Raw genomic sequence first — 19249 nt, forward strand, 5'->3', positions numbered from 1 at the left:
CGGAAATGGAAAACTCCCTGATACTGCTTGACTATCCAACCCTGCGTGTCATCTGGTGGCTGCTGCTGGGCATCCTGCTGATCGGCTTCACCATCATGGACGGGTTCGACCTCGGGGTGGCATCGCTGCTGCCCGTCATCGGCCGCACTGACGAAGAGCGCCGCATCATGATCAACCTGGTCGGCCCGGTCTGGGAAGGCAACCAGGTGTGGCTGATCACCGGGGGCGGCGCGATCTTCGCCGCCTGGCCGGCGCTGTATGCAGCCTCGTTCTCGGGGCTGTACCTGGCCATGATGCTGTTGCTGCTGGCGCTGATCACGCGTCCGGCCGGCTTCAAGTACCGCAGCAAGTTCGAAAACACCAAGTGGCGCAACACCTGGGACGGCGTGCTGACGTTCTCGGGCGTCGTGGCGCCGGTGGTGTTCGGCGTCGCCTTCGGCAACGTCATCCTGGGCCTGCCGTTTGCCATCGAACCCAATACCCTGCGCCCGCTGTACCACGGCAGCTTCTTCGCGCTGTTCTCGCCGTTCGCACTGATGTGCGGTGTGCTCAGCCTGATGATGCACGTGACCCATGGCGCCGCGCTGCTGGCCTGGCGTACCGTGGACCCGGTGGCCTCGCGTGCCCGCAAGCTGGGCATCTGGACCGGCGTGCTGGTGGCCGTGCTGTTCGTGGTTGGCGGCTTCTGGGTGGCTAACATGGATGGCCATATCGTGACCTCCGCGCTGAGCGTCGACGGCCCGTCCAACCCTGCCGGCAAGACGGTGGCGCTGGAGCAAGGCGCCTGGCTGCAGAACTTCGAAACCTGGCCCCTGATGTGGATTGCTCCCGTGGTGGGCGTGGCGGCTGCGCTGCTGGCCAGTCTGCTGCTGGCGGTGCGTCGTCCGATGCTGGCCTTCCTGTCGTCGTGCGCCAGTATTGCCGGTATCATCCTGACTGTCGGCTTTGCGCTGTTCCCCTTCCTGCTGCCTTCGTCCGTGCAACCGGGCATCGGCCTGACGGTCTGGGATGCATCGTCCAGCCATCTGACGCTGTGGGTCATGCTGATCGCCACGATTATTTTCCTGCCCATGGTGCTGGCCTACACGTCCTACGTGTACCGTGTCATGCGTGGCAAGGTGTCGGCAGCGACGCTGTCCGAAACCACCAATACCTATTAAAGGAGTCTGTCCATGTGGTATCTCACCTGGTTACTCGGATTGGCGCTGGCATGCGCGTTTACAGTCGGTTGCGGCCTCTGGTACGAAGTGCACCAGAAGGACCTGGATGGCGCCGACCCCGGCGGCGTCGGACCTGCCGTCAAGCGTAGCTGAACATGGCGGGCGTCGAGCACGATCCTTCGGCAGTCCTGCTGAAGCTGCCGCGCGAGCAATCGCGCTGGCTTTCGGGCTTGGCGCGCCAAGCCCGCGGCGCCCTCGGGCTGGCAGTGGCTGCGCCACTGCTTGCCGGGGCGCTGTTGGTTTTCCAGGCCTGGCTGTTGGCCAGCGTGCTGGACAAGGCGATAGTCCAGGGGGCGGGGCGTGAAGCCCTGTTGCCGGGCATCGCTGCCATCGCCGCGTTGATTGTCGTGCGCGCCATCCTGACATGGGTCGGTGAGCGCGCCGGCATACGCGCTGCAGAACGCATCAAGGTACTGGTACGCCAGTCCCTGTTTGCCGATATGTTGTCCCGTGGTCCGCAATGGACGCGCGGGCAGGCTTCAGGCTCGCTGGCCAGCGTGATGGTCGAGCAGGTCGAGGCCTTTGACGGCTTTTTCTCCCGTTATCTGCCGACCATGGTGTCGGGAACCTTCCTGCCGGTGGCTTTTGCCATCGTCGTGCTGCCGGTCGATTACGTCGCCGGACTGCTGCTGTTGCTGACTGCGCCGCTGATCCCCGTGTTCATGGCTCTGGTGGGCTGGGGCGCGGAAGCCGCGAGCCGCCGTCACCTGGAAGCATTCGCACGCCTGTCCGGCTTCTTCGCCGACCGCCTGCGCGGCCTGTCCACCCTGAAGCTGTATGGCAGGGCGCGCGCGGAGGCCGAAGCGGTACAGGAAGCCAGCGAAACCCTGCGTGGCAAGACCATGTCGGTGCTGCGCATTGCGTTCCTTTCGTCCGCCACGCTGGAGTTCTTCGCTGCGCTGGGCGTGGCGGGCGTGGCGCTTTATGTCGGCCTGACCTATCTGGGTTTCGTGACAATCCGCTCGGATATCCTGACCCTGCAGGCTGGCATGTTCTGCCTGCTGATGGCGCCGGAAGTCTATAACCCGCTGCGCCAGTTTGCCGCGCATTACCATGACCGTGCCGCTGCGCGTGCGGCAGTGGCGGAAATCGCGGCCATCTATGAAAACCTGCCGGCTGTCAGCGCGGACAGCGCCGCCACGCCGGGGGCCGGCCAGGGTGGCGTGCCTGAGTCCGCTCCCGGCCAACCAGCCCAGGGGGCGGCCGGCCTGACCATGCGGCAACTGGAGGTCCGTGCGCCGGGCCGTGAAGCGCCGTTGCTGCAGGGCTGTGACCTGAGCGTAGCCCCGGGGGAACGCATTGCCCTGATGGGCGACAGCGGCATTGGCAAATCCTCGCTGCTGGAAACACTGGCCGGGCTGCGTCCGGCTGCGGCAGGCGACATTCTGCTGGATGGCCAGATGCTGGCGCAATGGCAGCCAGCGGCGCTGCGCCGCCGCATCGCCCTGATCGGCCAGCATCCCTACCTGCACCAGGACAGCATTGCCGGCAACCTGCGCCTGGCTGCGCCCCAGGCCAGCCACAGCGAACTGCTGGCGGCGGCGGCCCAGGCCGGCATGGACGATTTCCTGGCGGAGCTGCCCCAAGGGCTGGATACCCGCCTGGGCCAGCGCGGCTATGGCCTGTCGGGCGGCCAGGCCCAGCGCGTGGCCCTGGCCCGCCTGTTCCTGCGCGATCCCGGCCTGATCCTGCTGGATGAGCCCACCGCGCACCTGGATGGCGTCACCCGTGACCGGGTCATGGATGCCATCCTGGCGTTTGCTCGCGGCCGCACCTTGTTGGTTGCCACGCACGATATCGACGTCGCCCGGCGTCTGGACCGCATCTGGCGGTTCGGCACTGACGGCCGTCTGCAGGAAGTCTCGCCGGAGGCGCTGGCATCCCTGCAGGGCGAGATGACGGAATCCCTGGAGGTGCGCTCATGAAGTCCCTGTGGCGCCTGCTTAGTCCCATGTATCGCCAGCGCCGCGACGGCCTGCTGGTGGCGCTGTTGCTGACCATCGTCGCGCTGCTTGCCGGCGTCGGCCTGTTGGGTGTGTCCGGTTGGTTCCTCACTGGCGCCGCCCTGGCGGGCGCTGGCGCGGCGTTCAATCTGTTCGCGCCCTCGGCGTTGGTGCGAGGCTTTTCCTTTATCCGCATTCTGGCGCGCTATGGCGAACGGCTGACCGGCCACGACGCGACGCTCAAATTACTGGCGGACCTGCGCGGCAACATCTTTCGCCGCCTGCTGAAGCTGGACCCGGCGCAACTGGCGCGCTATCGCGATGGCGACCTGGTGGCGCGTCTGACCGGCGACGTCGACGCGCTGGATACCGTCTATCTGTTTGCAATCGCGCCCATCATCACCGCCTTGTGCGTGGGCGGCATCCTGGTTGCCGTTCTCGGCGCCTGGGTGCCTGCGGCTGCGCTGGTGCTGCTGGCCGGCATTCTGCTTGCCACGCTGGTGGTGCCGGCTTGGCTGGCGCGCAGTGCCAGGCGTCCGGGCGCCGTCGTGCAACAGACCTCAGCCGCGTTGCGGGATGGCGTGCTGGAAGCCGTGCAGGCGCACGCCGACCTGCTGGCGCTGGATGCCGCTGAAGAGGCGCGCAAGGCCTTTGCCGCCAATTGCCTGGAGGCGGCCGTGGCGCGTGAGCGCCAGGCTGCCATTGGCTCGGCGGGCCAGCTGGTGTTGCAGGCCGTGGCCGGACTATGCGTTGTGGCAGTGCTTTATTTTGGTATCGAACCCCTGCGAGCCGGTACGGTAAGCGGCCCGGTGTTGGCCGGTATGGTGCTGGCCGTATTGGGCGTGTTCGAGGTCATTGGCCCCATCATGCGCGGGGCCTCGCGCCTGGGCGCTGCCGCCGCTGCCGCGCGCCGCATCGAGGCGCTGGCGGAAGAGCCGCCACAGATCGTCGACCCCGCTCATCCGGTGGCCTTGCCGCAACAGGGCGAGGTTGTCTTCGACAAGGTATTTTATGCCTATGGCAAGGCCGGCGACGAACGTGGTGGCGACGTCCTGCGCGGGCTGGACTTGCGCCTGAGGCCTGGCGAATTGGTGGCGGTGGTTGGCGCCAGCGGCGCCGGGAAATCGACCTTGCTGAGCTTGCTGCTGCGCCTGGCCGACCCGCGCCAGGGCACCGTGAGTTTTGGCGGCGTGGCGCTGAGCGATACCCGTCAGGAAGAGGTGCACGCCAGGGTGGCCTTGCTGTCGCAGAACGAACCGGTATTCCTGGGCACCATACGCAGCAATCTGCAGATCGGTGCGCCAGAGGCGGACGATGACACGCTGTGGCGTGCGCTGGACGATGCGCGGCTGGGCGATTTCGTGCGTACGCTGCCCGATGGCCTGGATACCTGGACGGGCGAAACTGGCCGTACCCTTTCGGCAGGGCAGGCACGCCGGTTGTGCCTGGCGCGTGCCTTGCTTTCGCCCGCACAGGTGCTGGCGCTGGATGAACCGACGCAGGGCCTGGACGCCGAAGCCGAACGCGCCTTCCTGTCGGACCTGGCCAGCGCGGCCAGGGGGCGAGCCGTGCTGCTCGTGACCCATGCGCGCCTGCCCGAAGGCGCGGCAGACCGTGTCCTGGAACTGCGCGATGGTGTCCTGCATCCGCTGATGCCGCGCTGATCTTGCCGGACGGCCAGCCGGCAGGTGGCCGCCATGCTGCCGGCATCTCTGCGGCCTGCGCACCACTGTTGCTAAGTGGTACGGCGCCGGTAGTCATGTCATGTCCAGAGGGTTATAGTGGCGCAGTCCTGAGTTTTTCTATCAGTTTTTCCTTTTGTGACAGCAACATGCAAACCGATCTTGAGATCCTGATTCGTCGGACGATACGCAGCGTGCCGAACTGGCCCAAACCCGGCGTGACGTTCAGGGATATCACGCCGGTCCTGCAGGATCCGCGCACCTTTCGTATCCTGATCGACCTCTTCGTATACCGCTACATGCGCCAGCGTCTGGATCTGGTGGCAGGGGTGGATGCGCGTGGCTTTATCGTGGGCAGCGTGCTGGCCTATGAACTGAATCTGGGTTTCGTGCCGGTGCGCAAGAAAGGCAAGCTGCCTTTCGAAACACTGTCGGAAGACTATTCGCTGGAATACGGCAATGCCACTGTCGAAATCCACGCAGATGCGGTCAAGACAGGGCAGCGCGTGTTGCTGGTGGACGACCTGATCGCCACGGGCGGCACCATGCTGGCTGCGATCAAGCTGCTGCAACGCATGGGCGCGAACGTGGTCGAAGCCGCTGGCATCATCGACCTGCCGGAGTTGGGCGGTTCGCGTTCCATTGCCGGGACCGGTACGCCGCTCTATACGGTCTGTTCGTTCAACGAAGATTCGGTCTGACGAAGTTCTGTCTGACCAAGACCGGGCACGCGTTGTGCGTGCCCTTGTCCTGAGGCAGCAGCGCCGCGCTACAAGAAGAAGATATCCGATACCGAGCGCTTGCTGCCCGGTGCATCGTTGCCATCTGGGTTCAGTGCCTGTTGCAGGAAGGTGAGGAACGCCTTGGTTTTGGCGGGCAGTACCCGGGAAGGCAGCAGCGCGTAGAGCGGCAGTTTGTCCATTTCCCAGTCCGGCAGGATGCGCACCAGATGCTTGGCCTCCAGGCGCTGTGACAGGTTCAGGTGTGGCAGTTGCAACACCGGCAGGCGCGTGATGCCCAGGCCGCATTCGGCCAGGCGCAGCAGCATCGCGATATTGTTGACGGCGATGGGGCCGTGCACTTCCACCTGTTCCTGCTCCTCCCCGCGTGACAGGTGCCAGACGGCCTTGTCGGGGTTCTGGTCGGGCCGCAGGCACACATGCTTGCTGAGGTCGGACGGATGGCGCGGATAGCCATGGCGGGCCAGGTATTCCGCTGACGCGTAGAGCTGGTGCGGCATCGAATGGATGTGATGCAGAACCAGGTCGGAGTCAGGCTGCGGGCCCATGCGCAGGATCAGGTCATAGGGATTGCTGATGCTGTCGACCGAGACGATGTTCATGTCGAACTCGAATTCCAGGCGCGGATAGGCCTGACGCAGCGAGGGCAGCAGGTCGGGTAGTAGCAGCGTTCCCAGGCTGACCGGCATGGAAATATGCAGCAGGCCTTGGGGTTGCGACAGCTGGCCGAGGATCTGCTCATGCGCGATGCGCGCTTCGTCGATCAGGTAGCGGCAGCGCTGGTAATACAGGTCGCCGGCTTCGGTCAGCTCGATGCGGCGCGTGCTGCGGTTGAGCAGCTTCAGGCCCAGGACCTTTTCCAACTCGGTAATGCGGCGCGACAGCGTGGATGTCGGGATGCCCAGGGCCTCGCCGGCGCGGGAAAAGCTTTTGCGCCGGGCGACCTCGACGAACAGCGCGATGTCATTGAGCGGGATGTTCGGCAGGTCGGCAGGGCGTTCCATATCTTTCTGGGAGACCGGTGCGTCAGAAAATCCTAATTGACGAGCACCATGTTGTCGCGGTGTATCAATTCGGGTGAAGTGGCTTCTTCTCCCAGGATATCAGCAATGCGGGAGGACGGCTGGCGTAGCAGGCGCCGCGCGTCGGAGGCATTGTAGTTGACCAGGCCGCGAGCGATTTCGCGGCCGGACTCATCGACGCAGGCCACTGCATCGCCACGTTCGAACTCGCCTTGCGCGCGGATGACGCCGATGGGCAGCAGGCTTTTGCCTTCCTGCTCGACGGCGCGGGCGGCGCCGCGGTCCAGCACCAGCCGGCCGCGCAGGCGCAGGTGGTCGGCCAGCCATTGCTTGCGCGACGAGAGCGACTGCGCGCTGGCATGCAGTTCGGTGCCTATGCATTCCCCGCTGGCCAGGCGGATCAGCACATCGTTTTCCCGGCCGGAGGCAATCAAGGTATGGGCGCCGCTGTGGGCGGCGCGCTTGGCCGCCAGGATTTTAGTCAGCATGCCGCCGGTGCCGACGTTGCTGCCCGCGCCCCCGGCCATGGCCTCAAGTTCGGGCGAACCGGCTTCCGCATGGGAAATGAAGCGTGCGTCGGGGTTCTTGCGTGGGTCGGCGGAATACAGGCCGCGCTGGTCCGTCAGGATGATCAGCGCATCCGCGTCGATCAGGTGGGTCACGAGCGCGCCCAGCGTATCGTTGTCGCCCACGCGGATTTCATCGGTCACGACGGTGTCGTTTTCGTTGATGATGGGAACGACGCCCAGGCGCAGCAGTTCGAACAGGGTGGAGCGCGCATTCAGGTAGCGGGTGCGGTCCGCCAGGTCTTCGTGGGTCAGCAGAATCTGCGCCGTCCGCAGCCCATGGCGGGCAAATGCCGCTTCATAGGCTTGGGCCAGGCCCATCTGTCCCACAGCCGCCGCTGCTTGCAGTTCATGCATGACTTTGGGACGCTGCAGCCAGCCCAGCCGTGCCAGGCCTTCCGCAATGGCGCCGCTGGACACCAGCACCACCTGCTTGCCGGCAGCATGCAGCGCGGCGATCTGGCGGGCCCAATTGCCCAGCGCGGTCAGGTCGAGGCCGCGGCCTTCGTTGGTGACCAGTGACGAACCCACCTTGACCACCAGGCGGTCGGCGGAGGCAATAACGGAAACAGGAGCGGAAGCCATGGAAGCAGCAGCGCAACAGCGTAGAAGATGGATGGCGGAAAACCCCGGCGTGTATTCACAGGCCGGGGAGGGCAAGCAATGATTATGACTTATCGTGGCGTGGCCGGGGGCTCGTCAGTGCTGGCGCTGTCGTCGGCGGGCGACGGCGTGTCGGACAGCTGGCGGGCTTCGTCAAAGCGCGGGTCGGATTCGACATAGGTGCCTTCCGCACGGGCCTGGGCTTCGTCAGCCTCGCGGCGCGTCTGGTCGACGTAGTCCTGCAGTGCCCACAGCAGTGCCTGCACGCCATCGCCAGTCAGCGCGGAAATGCCGTAGACCGGGCCTTCCCAACCCAGCTCGCGCACGAACGCGTCGCGCAGCGCATCCGGGTCGGCATGCATGTCCAGCTTGTTGAGCACCAGCCAGCGCGGCTTGGCATACAGTTCGGGGTCGTAGCGGCGCAGTTCTTCCACGATGGCGCGGGCGTCGGCCACGGCCTGGGGCAGCGGGTCGATGTCCGGATCGGGGGAGGACACATCCACCAGATGCAGCAGCACGCGCGTGCGGGCCAGGTGACGCAGGAAGCGGTGGCCCAGGCCGGCGCCTTCCGAAGCCCCTTCGATCAGGCCGGGAATATCGGCCACGACGAAGCTGCGCGATTCAGAGGTGCGCACGACCCCCAGATTGGGGTGCAGCGTGGTGAACGGGTAATCCGCGATCTTCGGGCGGGCGTTGGAAACGCGCGTAATGAAGGTGGATTTACCGGCATTGGGCAGGCCCAGCAGGCCGACGTCGGCCAGCACCTTCAGTTCCAGGCGCAGGCGGCGTTGTTCGCCTTCCTTGCCATAGGTGAACTGGCGCGGTGCGCGGTTCACGCTGGACTTGAAGTGCAGGTTGCCCAGGCCGCCCTGGCCGCCTTCGGCCAGCGTGACGCGCTTGTCATGGTGGTCCAGGTCGAAGAGCTGTTCACCGGTATCGGCATCGTAGAACACCGTGCCGACCGGCACGCGCAGCACGATGTCTGGCGCAGCGGCGCCATACTGGTCGGAGCCACGGCCGTTCTCGCCGTTCTTGGCGCGGTGCAGGCGGCTGTAGCGGTAATCTATCAGTGTATTGATATTGCGGTCGGCGATGGCATAAATGCTGCCGCCGCGTCCCCCATCGCCGCCGTTGGGGCCGCCGAAGGGGATGAATTTTTCACGGCGGAAACTGGCCACGCCGTTGCCGCCTTTGCCGGCGATGACCTCAATGGTCGCTTCATCTACGAATTTCATGATTGCGGGGCCTTGGAGAGGCGATAGTGGGGAAAATTCCCAGAGAAGAAATGCAAAGTCCCCGCCAGCGACGAGCGCTGCGCAGGGACCGGACCCGTGGCTGGCACGGGAAGCGCTGGCGGTTCACACCGCCAAGCGCCGGCATCCGTCGATGCGTCGTGGCTTATTCAGCCGCGACGATGGAGACGGTAGCCTTGTTCAGCTTGCCCTTGACGCCGAATTCGACAACGCCGTCGGCCAGTGCGAACAGGGTGTGATCCTTGCCCAGGCCCACGTTGACGCCCGGGTGGAAGCGGGTGCCGCGCTGGCGCACGATGATGGCGCCGGCGGAGATGGCTTGACCGCCATAAACCTTGACGCCAAGTCGTTTAGCTTCTGAGTCGCGGCCGTTGCGAGTTGAGCCGCCGCCCTTTTTCTGTGCCATGTCTGGCTCCTGATATTCAAATTCCCGCCGCAAGCGCCTGGCTGCGCCGGGAATGGGTTGCTTGCAAGAAACGTGACCTTACCGGAGAGCCTGTATGGCTCAGGCGGAGATCGTCTCGATGCGGATCTCGGTGTAGTTCTGGCGATGGCCTTGATGCTTCTGGTAGTGCTTGCGGCGACGCAGCTTGAAGATCTTGACCTTGTCGTGACGACCGTGCGCAAGAACCGTTGCCTTGACCACTGCACCAGCGACGACCGGCGTGCCAACCTTCAGCGACTCGCCTTCGCCCACGGACAGAACTTGATCCAGGGTGATTTCTTGCCCGATGTCTGCAGGTATCTGTTCTACCTTGAGTTTTTCGCCAGCAGCAACACGATATTGCTTGCCGCCGGTTTTTATGACCGCGTACATGGGATGAACCTCGTAAAAATGGAACGACAGAATGTCGAACTCCCGATTATATCTTGCTAATTGTTTGATCGTCAAAGGGAAAGTCGGGAAAGCCCTGGGTCGGCGAGTGTGGATGCAGGTATGGAAGCGGCATCTCGCGTACTTTCCGTGGAAAGCAGCGGGGTATGACTGTGTTCATCCCTTGCCTCGGCAAGGAGGTGTTGTCGCATCCACGCGACGGCAGGTATCCTGCCAGGCACAATGGGGCAGGGCCAGGAGGATGCCGTCTGGCGTGTCTATCGGGCGCTGCGCTCCAGGCCGGCTGGCATGGCTAATGCCAGACATGTTCCAGCGTCTGGGCTTCCAGCAGACGTTGGGCCCAGCGGTGCAGGCGGGTCTGGTCGGCTTGTTGCAGGCGCGCCAGGTCTGCGTCAGACAATGGGCCGAAGCGTGTTTCCAGTAGGGCACGCAACAAACCCGCCATGCCTTCGTTGCGTCCTTGTTTCAGTCCTTGCTGCAACCCTTTGCGGATGCCGATGCGTTCGACGCTGCTGATGTAAGCCATGTTTCGTTCTTCCTCGAAGCTTGCCAGGGATTGCCAGAAATCATCGTCCAGCTCGGGCGGCAGGGCCAGGATGCCGTCGATGAACAGGAACAGTTGGCGGATGCGCCGGGCCTGCCAGCCATATTGGTACAGCTGGCGCACCAACTGCTTTTTTTCTTTCAGCAGCGTCTGCGGCGTCGAACGCCTGGCGGCGGCGAGTTCGGCAAGGACGACGAGGGCAAACGGGTTGTCTGGCGCCAGCGCCAGCAGTGCCTGCTCTCGCCCGGCCCAGTCCTGCAAATGTACCACCGGTACCCGGTAGCTCAGACTCAGAAAATCCTGACCTTCCTGGGCGTAACCCTGCGGCGCGTAGTGATAGTGCAGGTAGGACGTTTGCCGCGGGCTACGGGTGACGATGGCAAATTGCAGGATGAGGCTATCGGGGAATGTCTCCTGAAGCCGGGCGAAGTAGGTGTACATGCGCCGGGCAAAGTGGCTGGCCAGGCGTTGTTGGATTTCCAGGTGCAGCAGCATCAGCGCGGGAGCGCCGCTACGCAGGCGGACACGCACGAGTTTGTCCAGGTAGCGGCGGTAGCGACGGCGGCCAGGAGCCAGGGCGCGCAATTCCTTGTCAAGGAAGTCCGGCGGGCAGGACCAGTCGATAGCCGCATGCAGGCGCGGCCAGAAAAGGGCAACGCACGGAGCCAGCAGGGCTTCGAGGGCGTCTTTCCAGTGTCCATCGAAATCGGTGGCTTGGGTATCGTCTGCCGACATGACGGGCATGGCTGTTTCATGGCCGTATGGCGTCTCGGGAGCCCGTAGCATCAGGTTGGGAAAAGGTAGCACCTGGTAGCGCAAGAGCGGCCGTCGTGGCGGGGTTGCCTGTGCCGGATGGTGGTCTGTCGAGTGAGCAGGCGGCAGCTCGGGCAGCGCTTGCCGGAGGGGCGAAGTGCACGAGGGGAAGAGGGGGGACATGGCTGAGATCATGCGCTCTCCTGGCTGGACGAACAGGCATAGCCTACGCCCGGGCGCGGATGAGTGGCGTCATGGCGGGCTCAAAAGAGCACACCCTCAGACCTGCACCGGCCCGTTGTTTCTCCTGATCCCTGGCCAGCGGCGGACGGCTTGGCCAAATTGCGCCAGCTCGCGGCGGCGGGCAGGATACCGTGGGCATGCTGGATTTTCGGCCCGGTGGGAGGCGCCGTACCCCTGGAGGGCCAAGGGTATTCAGCAGGCTCGGAGTGACAGGGCAGCCATCAAATGATAGCTATAATTGTTCTCGATTTTGTTTGGTGCGGGCCGTGCGGGCAGGCGCTGGATTTCCTTTTTTTGCTCACGAGATAGCTATGTCTGCGGGTCGCTGCTTTTCAATCTATGGTGCCAGGGTGTTGCTTGGCGGTTTGCTGGGTGGTCTGGCGGGAAGTGCTTGGGCGCAATCGGCGGCAGTGCAAAATCCGGCCCCAGCACCGCTTCCGGCCTTGGCCGTCCGTGCCCTGGAGGCCGTCGAAGTGCTGGGCACGGCAGAGGAAACGCTCAAGCAGGCGCCGGGGGTATCCATCATCACCGCCGAGGATATCGCCGAGAACCCGCCCAGCAATGACCTGGCGGATATCATCCGCCGCCAGCCAGGCGTCAATCTGACCGGCAACTCCACCAGCGGCCAGCGCGGCAATAGCCGCCAGATCGACATCCGTGGCATGGGGCCGGAAAACACGCTCATTCTGATCGACGGCAGGCCCGTCAGCAGCCGCACCTCGGTGCGCTATGGCTGGCGTGGCGAACGCGACACGCGCGGCGACACCAATTGGGTGCCGGTCGATGCCGTCGAACGCATTGAAGTGCTGCGCGGCCCGGCCGCAGCGCGCTATGGCAATGGGGCGGCAGGCGGTGTGGTGAACATCATTACCAAGGGCATCCCGGAAACCCTGCAAGGTTCGCTGACGCTGTACGCCAACCAGCCGGAAGCCTCCAAGGACGGCGACACGCGCCGGGCCAGCTTCGGCTTGGCCGGGCCGATTTCCGAGACCCTGGGCTTTCGCCTGAACGGCAACATCGCCAAGACCGATTCCGATGCCTGGGATATCAACCGTGGCCATGCGTCCACGCGTACCGGTTTCCATGAAAATACCTTCCCGGCCGGGCGCGAAGGCGTGCGCAACCGCGACGCCGCCGGCCGCCTGACCTGGAAACCGGTGCAGGGCCACACCATCGAGTTCGATGCGGCCTTCAGCCGCCAGGGCAATATCTATACCGGCGACACGCAGAACACCAACAACTACATGCATGGCAACCCGACCCTGGAAGACCTGACCAAGCTGGTCGAGGAAAACCTGGGGGCGGAAACCAATATCCTGTACCGCGAGACCTATGCGCTGACGCATCGGGGCGATTACGATTTCGGCACCTCGCACGTCTACGCGCAGTATGAAAAAACGCGCAACAAGCGCCTGAAGGAAGGTCTGGCCGGAGGTACCGAAGGCTTGTTCTCTTCTGGTGAATTCGGCCAGGCCGTGCTGCGCGCCTATAGCCTGCATGGCGAAACCAGCCTGCCGGGGCATGTGCTCGGCCGCCAGCAGGTACTCACCCTGGGGATGGAATGGGTACGTAACGAACTGGACGACGCCAACTCCATGACGCAGGGCTTCATGGGTGGCGCCCAGGTGCCCGGTGCTGTGTCCATGGGGCGCGCCAGCAAGACGGCAGCCAATACGTTCTCAGTGTTTGCCGAGGACAATATCGAATTGACGGCGGACACCATCCTGACGCCGGGTGTGCGCTACGACCATCACAGCGTGACGGGCAGCAACTGGAGCCCGTCGCTGAACCTGTCGCACCTGATCACCGATCGCTTCACCATCAAGGCTGGCATCGCACGCGCCTACAAGACGCCGAACCTGTACCAGACCAATGACAATTATCTGCTCTACAGCAATGGTAATGGGTGCTGGGGCGCCGGCGGCCCCTGCTATCTGCAGGGCAATCCCGACCTGAAGGCGGAAACCAGCGTCAACAAGGAACTGGGGGTGGAGTACCAGGGCGATGCCCTGCAGGCCGGGCTGACCTACTTCCGCAACGATTACCGCGACAAGATCGAAGCAGGCATGGTGCCCGCAGGTGGCACGCAGGGAACGTCGGCGAACATCTTCCGCTGGGAAAATGTGCCCAAGGCGGTAGTCGAGGGCCTGGAAGGCAATTTGGGCTACACCTTCACGCCGTCCGTATCGCTGAGCAACAACTTTACCGTCATGTTGACGAGCAAGAACAAAACCACGGGCGAAGTGTTGTCCGTCATTCCGAAGTACACCTTGAATTCACGCCTGGACTGGCGCGTGAGTGACAGCCTGGGGCTTAATGCCACGCTGACCTGGTACGGCAAGCAAAAGCCCAAGAAATACGATTACCACGGCAAGCCGCTGACGGGCGAAGCCACGGAGTCGCTGTCGCCCTATGCGCTGTTTGGCCTGGGGGCGAACTATCGCGTGTCGCGCCATCTGTCCGTGACGGCGGGCGTCAGCAACCTGTTTGACAAGCGCCTGTACCGGCGCGGCAATGCCGTTACGGTGAACTCCCCGGTGGGTAATCTCACGGGCGCCGGGGCGGCCACGTATAACGAACCCGGGCGGGCATACTACCTGTCGGTAACGTCTTCGTTCTGATGCCTTGAGCACGGCCAAAGCGCCAGCCTCGGCCTTCAGGCCGAGGCTGGCGAGGCATTCCCCAGACGGGCTCAGCCTGGGCCGGCGGTTTGCCTGCCTTGCAGGCGCATGCCCAGCAGCATCAGGCTCAGGCTGATCGCAGCAGCAACCACAGCCATGGCCATGCCTTGGCCGATGGTGCCCTGTTCAAACTGACGCCAGACGAAGATGGATACGGTCTGCACCCCGGCGGGAGCCAGCAGCAAGGAGGTCACCAGTTCCCGCGATGCCACGGCGAACACCATCAGCATGGCCGCCACCAGACTGGGCAGCGCCAGCGGCAGCGTGACATGCCGCAAACTGCGCATGACCCCGGCGCCGTGCACGCGCGCGGCGGCTTCCAGGCTGGCGTCTATCTGTGCCAGGGCCGCAGACACATAGCGCACGGGGTAGGGCAGCAGCAGGCAGGTGTAGGACAGCAGCAGAATCACCCAGGTGCCGTAGGGCGTGACTGGCCAGAAAGATTGGTTCCAGGCCAGGATCAGGCCGACACCGACCACCACGCCAGGCAGTGAAGCGGGCAGCAGCGACAGCGCGTCTATCCAGCCGGCGGTGCGTATGCGCTGGCCGTGCACGCACCAGGCCGAGGCAAAACCGACCAGGCCTGCCAGCAGCGCTGTGCCGACTGCCAGCGACAGGCTGGTGGACAAGGCTTGCAGCGGTTCTCCGCCTTGCTCCAGCAGGGCGCTGAAGTGGTCCAGGCTGAAGTTTTGCAGGCTGAGCCCGCCGGATAGCGTGCGTGTCAGCGCAGAGGCCAGCATGGAAGCAATGGGCACGGCGACCGCCAGCAAACTGATCAGCGTGAACAGCAGCAGCACTGGCACGCGCCATGGCCCGAGCTCGCGGCGCGCGGATTCCACCGGTTTGCCGTTGGTCGTTTCGAAACGCCGGCCCGCCAGCATGGCGCGCTGCAAAGCGTAGGCCAGCAGCGCCAGGGAAACCAGCAGCAGCGCCAGCATGGCCGCGCCCGACAAGTCTATGGGCCAGTCCGACAGGCGCCTTTCGATGGCAGTGGTCAGCACCAGAAAACCTGCCTGGCTGCCCAAGGCCGCCGGGACACCGTATTCCTCGATGGCCAGCGTGAACGTCAGCAGCATGCAGGCGGCCAGCGCGGGTAGCGCCAGCGGCAGCGTGATGCGGAAGAATGCGCGCCAGGGCGTGGCGCCACAGACGCGGCCGACATCGGCCAGCCGGCCGCCCGCTGCCGCGAGGCTGCGGGACACCGCGAAATACACCACTGGAAACGTGCCCAGCGCCATGATGAGGATGATCCCCGTTGGCGAAAACAGCAGGGCGCCCAGATGCAGGCCAGTCAGTTGCATGAGATAGCCGCCGGGCTGTAGTGCCATCATCCAGGATAGCGCGGCAATATAGGGCGGCAGCAGGAAAGGCACGAGGAACAGCAGGTCCCAGACAGGGGCGCCGGGCAGACGGAACAGGCCGCGCAGCGCGCCTAGCGGGGCGCCGATCAGCGTGCTGGCCAGCATGACACCCACACCCAGTTGCAGGGTGTTGCCCAGCAGGGGCGTGACATTTTCCTGGCTTAGTACCGGCAGAATATTGCTGAACGCGCCACTCAGCGAGGCTGCGCCCAGATGTGGAAATATCGCCTGCAGAACGATAAAACAGATAGGCAATGCCACCAGCACGGCCAGGGCCGCGAGAGTGAGCATTGCCAGCATGGACATGCCGCGCATGATCTCTCCAGTTCCGGCGCGGCCAGCGGCCGCTGCCGGAGACGACAATCAGAAATCAGCGTTGGCCGAACAGGGTGCTGAAGCGTTGCAGCACATCGGCGCGCAAGGTGCTCGAGCCGCCGTCAGCGGCAGCGGGCAGCAGCGTCAGCTCCTGGAACAGCGGGCGGCTGGCGGCCACATCCTGACGGGCCGGCATGAGCCAGGCCTCGGCCACGGCAGCCTGGCCTTCCGGCGATAGCACGTAGTCGATGAACTGGCGCGCAGCTTCGGGGCGCTTGCTTTCCTTCAGGATCATCATCGGGCGCGGCGCGATCACCGTACCGCTGGCGGGGAAAATCACCTTGATGGATTCGCCCTTGGTGATGCCGGCATAGGACACGTAATCCACGCCGCCGAACACGGCGGCCTTGGCGCCTTGCAGCACCGGCGTGAGCGCCTGGGCGTTGGGGCCGGAGACGGTCATGCCGTTGTCGCGCAGCGAAGCCAGCAGCTCCCAGGCCTGGTCGCCACGGGCGGCGTACAGGCCCAGGATCAGATCCAGCGTGGCGCCGGACAGGGCCGGGTCAGGCATGGTGACCAGATCCTTGTACTCTGGTGTGGCCAGATCACTCCAATCCTTGGGTTCGGGCTTGCCGCTCTGGGTATTCCAGACAATGCCCAGCGCCGAAATGCCTTGAGCCACGTAGTAGGGCGTCTTGAAGGCGGCGGGTACTTCCGCGGCGTTCGGGCTTTCATAGGCCTGCAGCCAGCCACGTTGTTCCAGGTCTTGGGCAGTATCCCAGGAAGCGGAAATCAGTACGTCGGCACGCGGGTTGGCGGCTTCGGCCTCCAGTCGTGCCATGACCTTGCCGGTTGTTGCCTGGAAAACATCGACCTTGATGCCGCTTTGCTGCTCGAAGCCGGCAGCAAGTTTCTTGATCAGGCTGCCGGGCCCGGCGGTATAGACCGTCAGGCTGCGTTCGCCTTGCTGGGCGTGGGCCGTCGAAACAAATGCGGGCATGATGGAAAGGGCCAGGATAGGCAGTAGCAAACGGGAAACAATAGAGTGTGTCATGGGTATCTTGCAATCAGGTTACAGGAGGATGTCTTCGTGGACATTGCCGGCCGACAGGCGCACGATGCGGTGCGCCAGCGTGTGGGCTTCCTGTGGGTCATGGGTGACATAGACGGCTGTGGTTCCCAGGCGCCGCAACAGCGTCGCCAGCTCGGCGGACAGGCTTTCGCGCAAGTCGCGGTCCAGGTTGGAGAGCGGCTCATCAAAAAGCAGCACCTGGGGGCGCGCCACGATGGCGCGCGCCAGGGCGACACGCTGTTGCTGGCCGCCGGACAGATCGGCGGGGCGGCGCTTGCCGTAGCCTTGCAGGCCAACAAGTTGCAGCGCTTCTTCCACGCGCCCGCGCTGTTCGGCCTTGGGCACGCCGCGCATTTGCAGCGGAAAGGCAATATTGCCCGCGACCGTCATGTGCGGCCAGAGCGCGTAATCCTGGAATACCATGCCCAGGTCGCGCTGCTCCGGGGGCAGCGTCCGGCGGGTTTCATGGACGGCGCGTTCACCGAAGTGGATGCTGCCCGCATCGGGCCGCAACAGCCCTGCCAGGGATTTGAGCAAGGTGCTCTTGCCGCAGCCTGATGGCCCGAGCAGGGCCAGGATGGTTCCCGCGGGAATGTCCAGGTCTATACCGTTGAGCACCGTGTTGCCGCCGAAAGCATGGCGCAACTGGCGGATGCCGATGGCGACGCCGTGGCGCGGCGCGCTGGCGTGGGAAGCGTGGGGGGCGTGGGAAGGGGACATCAGAAGCTGTGGCGCATGCCGATATTCAGGCCGAACTGGTTCGCCCCTGGGTTGACGTTTTCGCCGAATTTGCCGCCGATCACGCTCAGCGACGAGTCATGGCGGTTCAGGGCATAGGCGCCGGTTGCGTAAAACGTCGTGCGTTTGGACGCCTGATAATCGGCGCCCAGCACGAACAGCCAGGGCTTTTGATCCTTGCCCGCCTGTTGCGCGGCAGGGCAGGCGGCGGCATTCAGGTTGTCGCAGGTCGTGCCATCCAGGTAGTACAGCGCCAGCGACAGCGTGGCCGGCTTGCTCACCTGATAGCTGGCGCCGGCCCAGTACATATTGCTGGTGTAGTTCTGCGTGGTGAGTTCCTGCTTCAGCCAGCGGTAGCCGCCGTAAACCTGGAAGGCGCCGGTCTTGTACGACAGGCCGGCGGCAATGCGCTGTTCGCGGTTATTGCTGTCGGCATTGAGGCCGGGTTTGTTGGCGTGTTTGACGTGATACAGCACGGCGGCATCCAGGCCGTCCTGCTGATACCGCACCCCGGCGCTATACATGCGGCCGACCTTGGAATCTTCAGCGTCCTGATCGTTATTCCAGCCGAAGCTGTAGAGCGCGCCCAGACTGAATGCGCCGAATTTGCCGGTGTATTTCAGGGCGTTGTCGGCGCGATCCGAGAAGGCGCCATCGACACGCTTGGCGGAGTAATTGCCATTGCCGAAAGGGTTGTACTTGCTGATCCAGTCGATCATCAAGGTATTCTGGCGGCCGGCCATCAATTGCCCCCAGGATTTGTCGGATAGCCCGATATAGGCCTGGCGTCCGAACAGGCGGCCGCCTTGCAGCAGGGTGCCGTCGGAGACGTCGAAGCCGCTTTCCAGCGTATAAATGGCATTCAGCCCGCCGCCCAGATCTTCGCTGCCCTTGATGCCCCAGCGTGACCCGCTCAGGCCGCCGGAAATCATATTGGGCTTGTTGGTTGGCCCAGGGCCGTTGGACAGCTTTTCCACGGCCACATCAATCGTGCCGTAAAGCGTGACGGAAGAAGGGGAGGCCTGTGCGGAAGCAGAGCCGAAAGGCAGCGCGCAAAGCGGCAGGGCGCAACAAAGCAGACCCGCGCGCAGGCGGGGGAACGGCATCGACATATTGTTATCCTCTTTGGGACTTGAATAAGAGACGCCAGCGTAAGGGGCGGGCATGACAGCGCCATGACCAAGAGAAAAGTCGGGCGGCGCGCAGAGTGAACGCAGCCTGGCGGCAACAAATACGGGAAAAAGACACACTGCCGCACGAATGCGCCGCCTTCTGCTAGAATTATTGTCTTCTTTCCTGCTGCGGTACGTTGGCAGCACGGTCAAATGCGGGTGTAGTTCAATGGTAGAACGGCAGCTTCCCAAGCTGCATACGAGGGTTCGATTCCCTTCACCCGCTCCAAGTAGTTTCAAAACTCCAGCACCAAATTGCTTGCGCATCCTCTGCGCTTGTTTCCATGGCCTTCATGCGCTCACCGACTGATGGCAATGCCGGTCTGCCGTGGCAGCAGGGACGATACGGTAAAGGTCAAAAGGGGCAGAAGAGGCACGTGTCACCGAGGCTCAGGCCAAGTGCTTGGGATTGAATGAATCGTAACGCTGGTGTCAGCAACCGGTCCGTCTCTGGGCGGCATGCGCTACATGCTCGGGCGGTGCATATCGGTGGGCCGTTGGCAATG

At 64.1% G+C, this 19249-nt stretch carries 16 protein-coding genes and 1 tRNA gene; 7 read left to right on the top strand and 10 right to left on the bottom strand.

The window, feature by feature from the left end:
- Positions 1-5 precede the first annotated feature (5 nt).
- From cydB to EV679_RS03595, 5 genes are all read left to right on the top strand, one after another.
- Positions 6-1160, top strand: a complete 1155-nt coding sequence (cydB, locus tag EV679_RS03575) for a cytochrome d ubiquinol oxidase subunit II (protein ID WP_068367241.1) — start codon at positions 6-8, stop codon at positions 1158-1160.
- Between the two features lie 12 nt (positions 1161-1172).
- Positions 1173-1313 (top strand): cytochrome bd-I oxidase subunit CydX, encoded by a 141-nt coding sequence (gene cydX / locus EV679_RS03580; protein ID WP_068367239.1) that lies wholly within the window; start codon positions 1173-1175, stop codon positions 1311-1313.
- 2 nt (positions 1314-1315) lie between these two features.
- The gene (gene cydD, locus EV679_RS03585; RefSeq protein WP_068367238.1) at positions 1316-3145 is read left to right on the top strand and encodes a thiol reductant ABC exporter subunit CydD; all 1830 of its coding nucleotides are present in this window, start codon (positions 1316-1318) and stop codon (positions 3143-3145) included.
- Entirely contained in the window at positions 3142-4827 is a 1686-nt protein-coding gene (gene cydC, locus EV679_RS03590; RefSeq protein WP_130486516.1) for a thiol reductant ABC exporter subunit CydC, read from the top strand. The genes cydD and cydC overlap by 4 nt, the downstream gene beginning before the upstream one ends.
- 167 nt (positions 4828-4994) lie before the next feature.
- Positions 4995-5546, top strand: coding sequence for an adenine phosphoribosyltransferase (locus tag EV679_RS03595; protein ID WP_068367235.1), 552 nt, complete (start codon positions 4995-4997; stop codon positions 5544-5546).
- Positions 5547-5614: 68 nt separating this feature from the next.
- Here EV679_RS03595 and EV679_RS03600 read toward each other — a convergent pair whose 3' ends face one another.
- From EV679_RS03600 to EV679_RS03625, 6 genes are all read right to left on the bottom strand, one after another.
- Positions 5615-6589: a LysR family transcriptional regulator gene (locus EV679_RS03600; protein WP_068367233.1), complete on the bottom strand. Its 975-nt coding sequence runs from the start codon at positions 6587-6589 to the stop codon at positions 5615-5617.
- A 32-nt stretch (positions 6590-6621) separates the two neighbouring features.
- Positions 6622-7758, bottom strand: coding sequence for a glutamate 5-kinase (gene proB / locus EV679_RS03605; RefSeq protein WP_068367232.1), 1137 nt, complete (start codon positions 7756-7758; stop codon positions 6622-6624).
- Between the two features lie 89 nt (positions 7759-7847).
- Positions 7848-9011: a GTPase ObgE gene (gene obgE, locus EV679_RS03610; RefSeq protein WP_068367230.1), complete on the bottom strand. Its 1164-nt coding sequence runs from the start codon at positions 9009-9011 to the stop codon at positions 7848-7850.
- A 163-nt stretch (positions 9012-9174) separates the two neighbouring features.
- Positions 9175-9435, bottom strand: a complete 261-nt coding sequence (gene rpmA / locus EV679_RS03615; protein ID WP_068367228.1) for a 50S ribosomal protein L27 — start codon at positions 9433-9435, stop codon at positions 9175-9177.
- A 99-nt stretch (positions 9436-9534) separates the two neighbouring features.
- Positions 9535-9846, bottom strand: a complete 312-nt coding sequence (gene rplU / locus EV679_RS03620) for a 50S ribosomal protein L21 (protein ID WP_068367227.1) — start codon at positions 9844-9846, stop codon at positions 9535-9537.
- A gap of 310 nt (positions 9847-10156) precedes the next feature.
- Positions 10157-11152 carry an RpnC/YadD family protein gene (locus EV679_RS03625; RefSeq protein ID WP_130486517.1) on the bottom strand — a complete coding sequence of 332 codons (996 nt, stop codon included), beginning with the start codon at positions 11150-11152 and terminating at the stop codon, positions 10157-10159.
- Between the two features lie 563 nt (positions 11153-11715).
- Here EV679_RS03625 and EV679_RS03630 point away from each other — a divergent pair.
- Positions 11716-14025: a TonB-dependent siderophore receptor gene (locus tag EV679_RS03630; protein WP_130486518.1), complete on the top strand. Its 2310-nt coding sequence runs from the start codon at positions 11716-11718 to the stop codon at positions 14023-14025.
- Positions 14026-14096: 71 nt separating this feature from the next.
- Here EV679_RS03630 and EV679_RS03635 read toward each other — a convergent pair whose 3' ends face one another.
- The 4 genes from EV679_RS03635 to EV679_RS03650 form a co-directional block, all read right to left on the bottom strand.
- Complete coding sequence (locus EV679_RS03635) at positions 14097-15761, bottom strand: ABC transporter permease (RefSeq protein ID WP_130486519.1); 1665 nt, start codon at positions 15759-15761, stop codon at positions 14097-14099.
- Positions 15762-15816: 55 nt separating this feature from the next.
- On the bottom strand, positions 15817-16761 hold the full coding sequence (locus tag EV679_RS03640) for an ABC transporter substrate-binding protein (RefSeq protein ID WP_207224899.1): 945 nt from the start codon (positions 16759-16761) through the stop codon (positions 15817-15819).
- 72 nt (positions 16762-16833) lie between these two features.
- A complete protein-coding gene (locus tag EV679_RS03645; protein WP_130486521.1) occupies positions 16834-17553 on the bottom strand; it encodes an ABC transporter ATP-binding protein in 720 nt (239 codons plus the stop codon).
- Entirely contained in the window at positions 17553-18683 is a 1131-nt protein-coding gene (locus EV679_RS03650) for a porin (protein WP_242611415.1), read from the bottom strand. The genes EV679_RS03645 and EV679_RS03650 overlap by 1 nt, the downstream gene beginning before the upstream one ends.
- Before the next feature lie 215 nt (positions 18684-18898).
- Here EV679_RS03650 and EV679_RS03655 point away from each other — a divergent pair.
- A tRNA-Gly gene (locus tag EV679_RS03655) sits at positions 18899-18972 on the top strand.
- Positions 18973-19249 lie beyond the last annotated feature (277 nt).

It is taken from the genome of Kerstersia gyiorum (genome assembly GCF_004216755.1).
Classification (GTDB): Bacteria; Pseudomonadota; Gammaproteobacteria; order Burkholderiales; family Burkholderiaceae_B; genus Kerstersia; species Kerstersia gyiorum.